At 46.8% G+C, this 12530-nt stretch carries 9 protein-coding genes; 2 read left to right on the forward strand and 7 right to left on the reverse strand.

Annotation, left to right across the window (positions count from 1 at the left end; genetic code table 11):
- The first annotated feature begins 78 nt into the window (after window positions 1–78).
- Entirely contained in the window at window positions 79–1017 is a 939-nt protein-coding gene (locus ACLTL4_RS01770) for a TIGR01212 family radical SAM protein (protein WP_215658735.1), read from the forward strand.
- 67 nt (window positions 1018–1084) lie between these two features.
- The gene (locus tag ACLTL4_RS01775; protein WP_022118958.1) at window positions 1085–1597 is read left to right on the forward strand and encodes a DUF4364 family protein; all 513 of its coding nucleotides are present in this window, start codon (window positions 1085–1087) and stop codon (window positions 1595–1597) included.
- A gap of 50 nt (window positions 1598–1647) precedes the next feature.
- Here the strand turns inward: ACLTL4_RS01775 and ACLTL4_RS01780 are convergent, their stop codons facing one another.
- The 7 genes from ACLTL4_RS01780 to metG form a co-directional block, all read right to left on the reverse strand.
- The gene (locus ACLTL4_RS01780) at window positions 1648–2964 is read right to left on the reverse strand and encodes a replication-associated recombination protein A (protein ID WP_412290744.1); all 1317 of its coding nucleotides are present in this window, start codon (window positions 2962–2964) and stop codon (window positions 1648–1650) included.
- A gap of 88 nt (window positions 2965–3052) precedes the next feature.
- On the reverse strand, window positions 3053–3745 hold the full coding sequence (locus tag ACLTL4_RS01785) for a polysaccharide deacetylase family protein (protein ID WP_226911861.1): 693 nt from the start codon (window positions 3743–3745) through the stop codon (window positions 3053–3055).
- A gap of 67 nt (window positions 3746–3812) precedes the next feature.
- Entirely contained in the window at window positions 3813–8705 is a 4893-nt protein-coding gene (locus tag ACLTL4_RS01790) for an alpha-N-acetylglucosaminidase TIM-barrel domain-containing protein (protein WP_412290742.1), read from the reverse strand.
- 41 nt (window positions 8706–8746) lie between these two features.
- The gene (locus ACLTL4_RS01795) at window positions 8747–9643 is read right to left on the reverse strand and encodes a DUF1002 domain-containing protein (protein ID WP_173897143.1); all 897 of its coding nucleotides are present in this window, start codon (window positions 9641–9643) and stop codon (window positions 8747–8749) included.
- 155 nt (window positions 9644–9798) lie between these two features.
- Window positions 9799–10662, reverse strand: coding sequence for a 16S rRNA (adenine(1518)-N(6)/adenine(1519)-N(6))-dimethyltransferase RsmA (gene rsmA / locus ACLTL4_RS01800; RefSeq protein ID WP_412290739.1), 864 nt, complete (start codon window positions 10660–10662; stop codon window positions 9799–9801).
- Between the two features lie 13 nt (window positions 10663–10675).
- Entirely contained in the window at window positions 10676–11446 is a 771-nt protein-coding gene (locus ACLTL4_RS01805; protein ID WP_412290737.1) for a TatD family hydrolase, read from the reverse strand.
- A gap of 14 nt (window positions 11447–11460) precedes the next feature.
- Window positions 11461–12530: methionine--tRNA ligase subunit beta (gene metG, locus ACLTL4_RS01810; protein ID WP_412320174.1), on the reverse strand; the 1070-nt coding region annotated here is incomplete at its 5' end.

A 12530-nucleotide genomic window follows, 5' to 3' on the forward strand; every position in this document is an offset into this window, starting at 1 on the left:
TTTACAAATGCAGATGCTATGATAAGTTTTAAAGAACAGCTGCCGGATTTTGCCGGCAGATACCACGGAGGTAGCTTTATGACTGTAAAACCGCCAGATTTTGGTGGAAAACCGTACCGCTCGCTGGATTATCATCTGCGGGACCGCTACGGTGAAAAGATTTACAAAGTCTCTTTAGACGGCGGCATGACCTGTCCGAACCGCGACGGCACGCTCGGAAAGTGCGGCTGTATTTTCTGCAGTGAGGGCGGAAGCGGTGATTTTGCCGGTGACAGGACACACCCGATCCATCAGCAGATTGAGGAACAGAAGGCCCGCCTTTCCCCGAAATTTCCGGCAACGCATTTTATCGCCTATTTTCAGGCTTACACCAATACTTACGCTCCGCTTTCATATCTGGAGCGTATTTTTACAGAGGCGATTGAACACGAAGACATCGTCGGACTTTCGATCGGCACAAGACCGGACTGCCTGCCGGACGAGACGCTGGATCTGTTATCGGAGCTGAATAAAAAGAAACCGGTCACGGTAGAGCTTGGGCTTCAGACGATCCATGAACGAACAGCCGCTTTTATCCGCAGAGGCTATAAACTTTCCTGTTTTGAAGATGCACTTGAAAAACTGCAGGAACGTAAATTAGAGACGGTCGTTCATACGATTCTTGGTCTTCCGGGCGAAAATACGGAAAATATCCTAGAGACCATGCGTTACTTAAATGCACACCACATTGACGGCATCAAGCTGCAGCTGCTCCATGTGCTGAAACACACCGATCTGGCAGCTTATTATGGGCAGACCGGATTTCACATTTTATCGGAAGATGAATACGTTGATCTTGTGATCCGCTGTCTGGAAGTGCTCTCGCCGGATATCACGATCCACCGCCTGACCGGGGACGGTCCGAGCGATCTGCTGATCGCACCGCTCTGGAGCCTGAAAAAACGCAGCGTCCTCAACCATATCCACCACGAACTGAAAGTTCGTGATACCTGGCAGGGACGTCTGTTTACCGAATGAAAGTAAAGCGGACACAGTTGAGACCTGACACGCTTTTGCAGAGATTTTTTACATAAGGAGGCATTTTATGGCTGAACCATTTACGCTTTATAAATTAATTATCTTATATATGCTTGACCGCGTGGATTTTCCGCTTACAAACAGCCAGATTTCCAGTTTTCTGCTTGACCGCGGCTACACAAACTATTTCACGCTGCAGCAAGCTTTTTCAGAACTGGAAGAAGCCAATCTTGTTAAGCCACAGACCATCCGCAATACCACACAGTTTCAGCTGACAAAGAGCGGACGCGAGGCACTTGGCTATTTCTGTGACCGCATCCCGAATGCAATCCAAGAGGAAGCCGATCAGTATCTTCAGGAACACAAGATTGAGCTGCGAAATGAGGTTTCGGTCACGGCGGATTATTACCGTACCACGGCAAAAGAATATGCCGTACACTGTGTCATAAAAGAAAAAGAGTCCGATCTGATCGACCTGACTCTTACGGTTCCGGACAAAAAACAGGCAGAAGCTATGTGCAAGTCCTGGAAAAACAAATGCGAAATGGTCTACCAGTTTCTGATGACACAGCTCTCCTGAACACCTGGCAGAATTGAAGTTCGAAGTACAGAACCATTCTGCCCTGCATTTTATTCTTCATGCAGCCAGTCCAGATGCTTCCTGATCTGCTGCTCATATCCGCTGTCACTTGGCTCATAAAACTTCACTTCGCCGAGTTCATACGGCAGATAACGCTGCTTTGAGAAATGTTTCGGGAAATCGTGGGCATATTCATAACCAATGCCCCTCCCCAGCTTCCCTGCTCCGCCATAATGTGCATCCTGCAGATACGGCGGCACGGAAGCTTTTTTATTTTTCACCGATTCCATTGCCGAAAAGATTGCATTCGTTGCTGCATTGCTCTTCGGAGCACATGCCACATAGATTGCTGCCTGAGAAAGGATCAGCTGCGACTCCGGCATACCGACACGCTCGACAGCCTGTGCCGCCGCAACTGCCACCTGAAGTGCCTGCGGATCTGCATTGCCGACATCTTCGGATGCACAGATCATGATCCTTCTGGCGATAAAGGTCACACTTTCTCCGGCATAGAGCATTCTTGCCAGATAATAAACTGCCGCATCCGGATCTGATCCCCGCATACTCTTGATAAAAGCAGAGATCGTATCGTAGTGATTATCTCCCGCCTTATCGTAGCGGATCACACGTTTCTGGATACACTCTGATGCCACGTCGATCGTAAAGTGGATTTTCCCGTCTGCAGAACGCTCCGTTGTCAGCACACCAAGCTCTACAGCATTGAGTGCAGACCTGGCATCGCCGTCTGCCGCTTCTGCCAGAAAATCTGCCGCTTCCTCATCCATGCAGACATCATATGCCCCCATACCGCGTTCGCTGTCCGTGACCGCACGCAAAATCAGTTTTTTGATATCTTCTTTTTCAAGCGGTTTCAGTTCAAAAACTTTGGATCTGGAAAGCAAAGCACCGTTGACTTCAAAATAAGGATTCTCCGTTGTCGCCCCGATCAGCACCACTGTCCCGTCCTCAACAAACGGAAGTAAATAGTCCTGCTGCCCTTTGTTAAAACGATGGATCTCATCTACAAACAGAATCGTCCTCTTTCCATACATGCCCATCCTCTGTTTTGCCTCGGCAACGACTTCTTCCATATCTTTTTTACCTGCCACCGTAGCATTGATCTGCGTAAAAGCCGCACTCGTTGTGCCGGCGATCACTTTTGCGATCGTTGTCTTTCCGGTTCCCGGCGGTCCGTAAAAAATAACGGAACTGAGTTTATCTGCTTTGATCGCCCGGTAAAGCAGTTTATCTTTTGCCAGAATATGCTGTTGTCCGACAATCTCATCCAATGTCCTGGGCCGTATCCTAGAAGCAAGCGGTGCTTCACTCTCCATTTTCGTTTCTCTCATATAATCAAATAAATCCAAAGTTCTTCCTCCCCTCCTGTGTTTCTTTTTCGTTTGAAAGATACCGCACAAGTAACTCCGTCACAAAGTAACTTTCTATAACATCCTGTCATTCCAGTACAAGCTTATCTGCTGTTACAAATGTATAGCCCTGCTCCTTTAACAGATCCACGATCCGAAGTGCCGCTTCCACCGAAGCTTCATAGCGGTCATGCAGCAGGATAATGGCATTTTCTTTTGCCTCAGACATCACTTTTTCTACGATCTGATCCGCATTTTCTGTTTTCCAGTCCAGCGGATCGATGGTCCAGAGCACCGGAAACATCTGAAAACCGCACTCCAGGTTTTTGTTCCATGCCCCAAAAGGAGGTCTGATATATTCGGTGTCATAGCCGACAATGCTTCTGACCAGCTCGCTCGTTTTTGTAATCTCTTCACATGCCTGTTTATCCGACATTTTTGTAACGTCCACATGGGACCAGGTATGGTTTCCGATCAGATGTCCATCTTCTGCCATCTGCTTTACCAATTCTTCATTTCCTTCGATATTTTCCCCGATCAGAAAAAAGGTTGCCTTTACGCCTCGTTTTCGCAGACCGTCCAGCAACTTTTTCGTATAGACCGGATGTGGTCCGTCGTCGAAAGTCAGGGCAATCTCAGGCGGAATATCCGCTGATGCCGGAAGTGATCTTTCACACCAGCGGATATATTCCACACTGCCGATTCCGATTCCGGCAAACAGTACAAACAGATAGATGTGAAAAAGCATGTTTTTCCAGTTTCTGTATAAAAATCCTTTCACCGGAATTTCGCCCTTTCCGTTTCTTTCATGCTATCCTATGTCTGCCGGAATCCTTCTATGCTATGTTTTATGATCTTACTTTGCCTGCCGCAATGCTTCCTTTTGCCAGCAGCTTGCTGTAAGCTTTCTTTTTGTTCTTCGGCACTTTTACGGTTACTTTTTTCGAAATGCCCTTAAATGCCGCCTTTTCTACTTTCTTCAGAGATTTTACTTTCTTCAGGCTGATGTTCTTTAACTTTTTATCGCCTTTGAATGCATTTTTGCTGATGGTCTGCAGTTTGCTGCCGTTCACGGTAACTTTCGTCAAGTTTTTGCAGTTTTTAAATGCACTTCTGCCAATCTTTTTCACATTGCCTCCGATGAGCACGGAAGTCATCTTTTTATTGCCCTTAAAGGCGTTTGCCGCAATACCGGTCACTTTGTAAGTCTTACCATTTGCTTTGATCGATGCAGAAATTTTTACGGCTTTCTTTGTTTTGCCCTTTGCTGCCATGCTCTTTACTTCCACGGTGTCATTTCCGGTGATCGTGTAGTTGAACACTCCGGCTGCATCTGCGATCACATCTCCGATCTTTCCGGCAGAACCAGAAGTGTTCTGGTCGGATTTATTGTCCTTTGGTTTTTCGGTCTGATCCGGTTTCTCCGTCTGGTCCGGTTTTTCCGTTTCAGTCGGCTTTTCGGTCTGGTTCGGTTTTTCTGTCTCAGTCGGTTTTTCCGTCTCAGTCGGTTTTTCTGTTTCAGTCGGCTTGTCTTCTCCTGTTTTTTCCGGAACGGTCAGTCTGATCTGTGCCGCACTGCTGAAACATTTTCCTGCCTGTTCGGAAGTTGCATCCTTTACGACAAATTTCACATATTTTGCGGTAACTGGTTTGTCAAAAGAAGCCAGTTTCCAGGAAGTGTCTGCCGTCCAGTTTCCTTCTGCCGCTTTTGTATAATTCTCGCCGTCCATACTGGTGTAGATCTCGTAAGCTTTGATGATACCGTTAAGACCTCCGCCCTGTCTTGGCTGATAACGAAGTCCGCCAAGTTTGACTGCCTCTTCCATTGTAAAAATCAGATAATGTTTCTCGTAGGAAGCCATGTCGGCTGCATTTGTGTAGTTGGTATGCCAGATTGTATCGGAACTTCCATCCAGGACATTGGCTGCTGCACCGTTCTCCTGGCTTGTCTCTTCCGAACCTGCTGTTACAGTCACTTTTCCTGTGTAATCGTTTGCACCATTTGCTGCCGGATCTTTGGAACTGTAATTTTTCAGGATATCTTCCCCGAGTTCTTTTAAGTTTTTGCCGGATGCCTCTGTCGTGTATTCTTTGTGACTTCTTGCAAATGCCCACTCAAAAGCAAACCAGTTGATGTTCTGTGTGCTTTCGCCTTTCATTTCTGCCTTTTTCTGATTGATCCACATCGTCCAACGCTGTTTGTAGAAGTCCTGTGTAAGACCTGCCCACTGACGGTTGGAGTAGTCTTTCAGTCCACCACTCTCTGCCTGCGGATAAGAAGCCCAGGTAGTTACCAGCGATTTCGCATTCAGTTCGTAGATATCTTTTGTGAAGTCATCGTCACCCTCTGCCAGTTTCTTCGCCTGTTCTGTCCAGGTTCCGAACAGGAATTCTTTTCTGGTTCCGAGCACTTCTTCCACTTTGTCGATCAGGCTTAAAAACTGATCGGATGCCTCGTTAAATTTCGCAATATCAGCGGACCGATAAGCACTTACCATCTCTCTGTGATATTTCTGGGAAGAGTTTGACAGTACCTGTTTGAGAACATCTGCCAGATCATAGAGATAACCGTCGCTCTTTTTCAGGGTATCGTAATCTTCAAGCAGCAGCTCTGCTGCTTTTTCCAGCTCTTCCATATCGTAGCCGATCACTGCATTTCCCCAGGTTGATGCCGCACCGATACTCTCTGCCGGGCGTGCATTGATGTAGGACTCCGGTGCACCCTGACCACGCATGTTCAGAGATGCCTTGTAAACGGTGTTTTCGAGGATCTTCATTGCCTCATACGCAGATTCACTCTTGGCTCCGTAACGTCTTGTCACATAATCTTTGAGCCACTGGTCGGTGTCGATCTCTGTCAGCGTTTTTGTTGCATCGTCACACCATACAGTTTCAAATAATAAATCATAAAGGACCGGGTTGTTCTGAGAACCTTCCGGTGTAATACCGATACCGGTCAGCATTTCACTGTTGTTTGCCGCATCGACAACGCCGCTGACAATATTGTCCATATGTCCATGCAGTCCCATACGTCCGCCGAAGTTGTTCAGCATACAGTAAACCCACGGTGTCTTCTGAAACTCTTTTCCGCCGGAGTAACTACTGTCGTTCCAGTGTGTGTCCTTCTCTGCATAAAGATCCAGCACAAGTGCGTGCTCTTTTCTTCCGTTCAGTCCGTTTATCAGTCCGGCACTCGGGTTGCCCTGCCATGCCTGGATCACCCAGACTGCATCCTTGTCAAACTCCAGCATGGAATTTAACACTTCTGAACTTACATCACTTGTGGACATGTCACCGGTATCTCCGCCCTCATGGAATGGATCCGTCGCATAATAATGTGTTACATCTCCATAGACATTTTTCTGACACTCATAAAATAATTTTGCATATTTATCGTATGCCGCTGTGGTGGTACGCAGCATGTACGGACGCTGGAAGGAGCACCAGGTTCCCTGTGGGATCACATCGTTGCCTGTCAGTGCATACGCTCCTTTTGCCTTGCTCTGCACATCAACCGGAATCATGCCGCTGTATCCCTGAAGGATCGGCTGCATGCCGAGTTTCCGCATGATCAGCTGGTTCTTTCTTGCAAGCTCCGTTCTCTTGGTAAACCAGGAGTCATGGACCGGTCCGCCGTATCCGGAAAGGTTTGCCATATATGCCCATGCATAGTAGGCAGGTCCTGCGATATAATCTTTGATCTCTTCATGCGTATAGCCAAGTGCACTTAAAAATTCTCTCCAGACTTCTTCCTGTCCGGTGATATCCAGAACGATGTTGACACCATTGAGTGCCAGCCAGTCAAGTTCTTTTCTCCACTCATCCTCGCCCCAGAATGCCATCGAGTAGGACATCGTACAGTAGTTGTACGCATAACGCAGTGCCACTTTGCACTCTTTATGTACTTTTGATCCGACTTTTACAATACTTTTTGGCATCGTTACCTGATCACCGACCTGGGTGATGCTCACCTTGCAGTAATATTTCAGATAATAGTTCAGGCCGTTTGCGATCGTCACACCGCTGTTGCCGGTGATCTTCACTTTACCGTTCACATCTTCGATCTCATAATAATCGGCTGCACCTTCTGCCTTGTCTTTTACTTCAAAGGTAAACCAGTTTTTGTACTGCTTACCAAGGTTACGGCTGACAACACCATAAACTTCATCGATCGTATCCTGCGTGGTAACTTCTGTATTGTATGCGGATTCTACATAGGAAACCGGTGCCTGAAATGCGGCTTTTTTTGCTTCCCCGCTCTTTGTTCCGAGGATACGAACTTCATTCAGCACGGCTTTGGAACTTGCAGAATTGTAGGAAAGCAGGATACGCACACTGCTTGCTTTCTTTCCTTCTGCCTGATAAACCTCTCCTCCATCCGGACAGGCATCGGTGCCGGTTTTTTCCGCAAGTTTGCTGTAATTCTGACCATCGTTGCTGTAGTACAGAGAATACTGGGAATAGCCGTTTTTCGGGGTGTAAACTTCAATCCTTGACAGATCATACTCTGCTCCGAGATCAAAATCCACATATGCCGGATACTGGTCTGCACTCCAGGTATTGCTTAAATTTCCGTCAACAATGCGGTTCAGGGTGTCCTGACTGTAGTTGCTGTGCAGTGCGGTGCTTTTCCATACGATATTTTCAGTATCCGCCTCTGCGATCGTTGCTTTGTTTGCAAAGATCTGGAACTCTGCCAGAGACAGGATGTTATTTTTTCCGGCATCGTTTGCTGCCTCAAAAACAGCCTTTACGGATTCGTATTCTAGATCTTTGACAGCAGAATCCACATCGGCTGCGTTGATCTTTACTTTGTTTGCATCACCGGTATTGATGTTTCCGGTCGCAAACGGCTGTGTTTCATAAGAGCCGTTTTTTGTTGCTTTTCCGTAAAGCTTATAGGTATAGGATGCATTTTGATTGTCCTTTGGCAGTGCCAGAATAATCTGACGCATCTTCTGCTCTACGCCAAAACCAACTTCTGCAAAGGTCTCACTGCTGCCGGCTGCAAAGGTTTTCTCCTGAAGAGGAGATGCCGTTGTCTCATCGTTGTCGGTGATTTTTGCTTTGTCTGCGGATGCATTGACTTCGCTTTTCAGTGTCAGACTCTGCTTTCTGGTAGCAGCGATGTTTTCCAGTTCAACTGTTTCTTCCGCACCGTTATCAATATAAACTTCTGCCTCTGCGATCGCCGGCCAGAAAGCACCGGTTGCACCGTTGTTCTTCGGATTGGAAAGTTCCACATACAGATGAGTCATCGCCTGGGCATTTTCAAATTCAAACGTATAGCCATCGTCAAATTTTGCAGTCTTTGCAGATCCAGGTACACTGACCAGATCGCTCGTTACGTTGTTCAGTGCATACTTCAGTGATACATCCACGCTCCACGGTGTATGGCCGGATTCGAATTTCAGCACTATTTTTTTCACACATTTCGTGTTTGCCTTTGGCAGTGCAAATGTTACTGTACACGGCCAGTTCGCCCCATTGTTCACCCACAAACTAGACGGATTTCCATCCACCATATTTTCCTTGACGTTGGCTCCTTCCTCGCTTGGAACGCTGATTTCACAGTCGGCTGCGATATTGGAAAGACCACTCTCTGCCTGTGTCTTCACTTTCTGCTCCTGCACCTGTGCATTCTGGACTGGTGCAGCCATTGCCCCAATGCTTCCTACCGGAACTGCCGTGAACATCATTACAGAAGCAAGCAGAACACTTAAAACTTTTTTTCCTTTCATAAAGTCCCTCCATCTTTTGTTTTATTTTCAGTTACCCTCTTTTATTTTCCAAACAGTCCCTGGAAGAAATTTACGATCGCATCAATGATCCGTGTAAAGAAATTCCCAACGCTCTCTTTATCCACATGGAAATCCAAATCTTCCAGTTTCTGATACAAATCTTTTGCCTGATCCTTCAGTTTATCCACATCCAGATCCAGTCCCTCTATCTTTTTCATCAGTTCTGCGATCTGCTTCTGATTTTCTTCGGAAAGCTGAATATCCAGCTGATCGCATGCTTGATCCACCACATTTTGAATATCCTCTGCACTGGTCAGTTTGTTCTCTGCCACTTCCTGTTTTACCAGTGCCATCAGATCTTCTGCTTTTTCAGAATCTCCGATATCCTCCACCAGTTTGCCGGTCAGCACCAGTTCATCGTTTGCCGCATCGAGATTCTCATCGTCAATCTCTTCCCCGGTCATGGTCTCATACGCCTTGATCGCACCGACCAGTGCCGCCGTTCCGGAAATCGAAAACGGTCCTGCCACCGTGATATCCGCATCTTCGATGCCGGCCGTCAAAAGTGCATTGCGATACATACCTTCGGTACAGTAGGAAATATTTTTCGTTGTTACATGGATGCCGTTTCCGGCTTCTTTTCCAACGACCAGAACCGATGACAACGCCCTGGTGCCGATGATCGAAGCATCCAGATACTTATCCAGATATTCATGTTCATCCGCATTGGTGATGCTGATGATATCATAATCATCCACGTTGATGTCACTAAGTCCGAGCAATGATAAAACTGTCATCTGTTCCTGTGGGCTTAAATCCGCTCCCAGTGCAAGATATGGCTTGTCGATGACTGCATCCACGCGGTCTGCAAAGACCGTGACACCGGAAGTAAGCAGCATTGTCGCTGCCAGAAGTACTGCTGTAAGTTTTTTTCTCATATATTCTCCCCTTTCTGTCTGATTCAAGTCGAACGCACGCGAGAATTACTCCGTTACAAAGTAATTCTTACCATTCGTCAAGCGGATATTCGCAATCTGCTTTACTGCTTGATTTAGTAAAAAAGCGAACGCCGTAAAACGTCCGCTCTCTTATTCTAAAATTCGGCAAACTCATCTGCAAGTGCCGCAAATTCTTTTAAGGTCAATGTCTCCCCACGTACATTTGCCGGAAAACCAAGCTTTTCAAAAGCTGTCTGGATCTGTTCTTTCGTTGCTGCAATCTCCGGTGAATTATTCAGGCCGTTGAGCAGCGTTTTTCTTCTCTGGTTAAAAGAAGCTCGGATGATCCGGAACATCAGACTTTCATCCTTTACCGTGGTAGGCGGATTTTCATGCAGGGTCAGTCGGATGACCGCACTTCCGACATTCGGACGCGGCATAAAGCAGTTTGGCGGTACATTTGCCACGATATATGGCTCTGCATAAAACTGCACAGCCAGAGACAGTGCCCCGTAATCTTTGGTGCCCGGTCCTGCCTGCATACGCAGGGCAACTTCTTTCTGAACCATAACAGTAATGCTCTTTACCGGCACATGGCTCTCGAAAAGTCCCATGATGATCGGTGTCGTAATATAATACGGAAGATTTGCCACTACTTTGATTGGTCTGCCCTGATTGTATTCATCCGCAAGTTTCGCAATGTCCAGTTTCAGGACATCTTCATTGATCACGGTTACATTTTCGTAATCTGCCAGCGTCTCAGAGAGGATCGGAATCAAGTTGCGGTCGATCTCCACTGCCACAACTTTTCCGGCTGCCTCTGCCAGATACTGCGTCATCGTTCCGATACCAGGTCCGATTTCCAGTACACAGTCATCCTTTGTGATATCTGCTGAAGCAATGATCTTGTTCAGCACATGGGCATCGATCAGAAAATTCTGCCCGAATTTCTTCTGAAAGGCAAAATCATATTTTTTAATTACTTCTATGGTTTTCTGTGGATTTGATAATTTCTCCATTTTTTCCTGCCTTTCAGTCTGTGATGCGGTACATATTTCTTGCATTTTCGTAAGTAACCTGCTCTGCCTCTTCTCTGGAAATGCCCTTTAACTCTGCGATCATGTCGAGCACATAGGAAATATAGGCAGAACAGTTGCGTTTTCCGCGAAACGGCACCGGTGCCAGATATGGGCAGTCTGTTTCCGTCAGAATCCGCTCAAGTGGAATACTCTCCACCACTTCTTTTAAAACTCTTGCATTTTTAAACGTGACAACACCGCCGACCCCGATGTAATAGCCCATCTTGATATACTCTTTTGCCATCTCTTTCGAGCCGGAAAAACAATGTATCACACCTCCGGTCGTTCCGGCGTGCTCACTTTTGATCAAATCAAACGTATCCTGTGCGGCCTCGCGGCTGTGCACAATGACCGGAAGATCTACCTCTTTTGCAAGCTCCATCTGCTTTTTGAACCATTCCTTCTGAAGCTCGTGGGACTCTTTATCCCAGTAATAATCAAGACCGATCTCGCCGACTGCGACTGTTTTTTCCATGGTGCACATTTCTTTGAGATGCTGCATCTTCACCTCATCCAGTTCACCGACATGATCCGGATGCACGCCGACTGCCGCATAGACATGCGGATAACGCATAGAAAGCTCCACACTGTCCTTTGCCCCCCGAAAACTTGCACCTACGTTTACAATACAGCCGACACCCTGCTCTTCCAGCGTGGAGAGCAGGCGGTCTCTGTCTTTGTCAAATGCCTCATCATCATAATGAGCGTGACTGTCAAAAATCATACATTCTTTTCCTCTTAGCAGATCTCTGCTCCGGACGGCATTTTCTTTTCCGGTACCATCAGGGAAAGTTCTCCGTTCTCATCCTCTGCACACAGCAGCATACCTTCCGAAAGAACTCCGGCAAGTTTTGCAGGTTTTAAGTTTACCAGTACCATGACTTTTTTGCCGACCATCTCTTCCGGTGTGTAATGTGCCTTAATTCCGGATACGATCTGTTTTACCTGGCTGCCGATCTTAACCTGAGAACAGAGCAGTTTTTTGGATTTTTTCACTGCCTCGCAGGAAATGATCTCGCCTACCTGGAACTGCATTTTGCCGAATTCTTCAAATGTGATCTCATCTTTCGGCTCGATATCAATGCCTTTTTCCTCTTCTTTTACTTCTTCTTTTACCGGATGAAGCTCTGCAACTTTTGCCATCACTTCATTGATATCCATACGTGCAAAGAGGATTTCCGGTTTCTCGGTTACTTTATTGCCTGACGGATACAGACCAAAGGTATCCATCTGGGAAAGCTTGCGTTTCTGTGCTCCGAGCTGTGCCAGTACTTTATCAGAAGTCTCCGGCATGAAGGATTCCAGAAGTGTTGCTCCGACGCTGATGGACTCTACCAGATTGTAGAGAACCGTTGCCAGACGCTCTTTTTTTGCCTCGTCTTTTGCCAGTGCCCACGGCATCGTCTCGTCGATGTATTTGTTGCAGCGTTTGAACAGTGTAAAGATCTCGGTGATCGCATCTGCCACACGCAGCTCTTCCATTTTTGCAATGACTTTGTTCGGTGTTTCCAGAACGACTTTCTTTAATTCTTCATCCACTGGCTCGTTTACGTTCTTATTTTCTACCACGCCGCCGAAATATTTATTGGACATGGAAACCGTACGGTTTACCAGGTTTCCGAGGGTATTTGCCAGGTCAGAATTCATACGCTCTACCATCAGCTCCCAGGAGATCACACCGTCGTTTTCAAACGGCATCTCATGCAGAACGAAATAACGCACGGCATCCACGCCAAAGAAATCAACCAGCTCATCGGCATACAGTACATTTCCTTTGGATTTGCTCATCTTGCCGTCGCCCTGCAGTA

The sequence above is a fragment of the Hominisplanchenecus sp. genome, assembly GCF_046967715.1.
Lineage (GTDB): Bacteria > Bacillota > Clostridia > Lachnospirales > Lachnospiraceae > Hominisplanchenecus > Hominisplanchenecus faecis.